Below are 249 nucleotides of genomic sequence, written 5' to 3'. Positions count from 1 at the left end.
CCCCGGCCCCGCCCAGCCCCCCCCCGCCCCCGCCGCCTTCGGGCCGCTGGGGCTTGGCTGGCTGGCCCTCCAGCGCGGCCCCGGCTCCGCCCCGCCCGCCGACCCGTCCGCCTCCCGCCTGGCCGCGCCCGGTGCCCTCGCCGCCCTTCCCCGCGCCACCATGGCCCCCCCCGCCCCCTCCCTGTGGCCGGGCCCCGCCTTCGACCCGCCCTCCGGCATCCCCCAGAGCTACCACCGCCTGTGGACCAT

At 83.5% G+C, this 249-nt stretch carries 1 pseudogene; it reads left to right on the top strand.

What is annotated here, in order from left to right:
* A pseudogene (locus tag A4V12_RS39960) lies at positions 1–249 on the top strand (lyase); the annotation flags it as partial.

This window comes from Streptomyces noursei (assembly GCF_001646665.1).
Lineage (GTDB): Bacteria > Actinomycetota > Actinomycetes > Streptomycetales > Streptomycetaceae > Streptomyces > Streptomyces lavendulocolor.
Note: the sequence above shows the minus strand (reverse complement) of the source record. Positions and strands in the feature narration are given on the sequence as shown.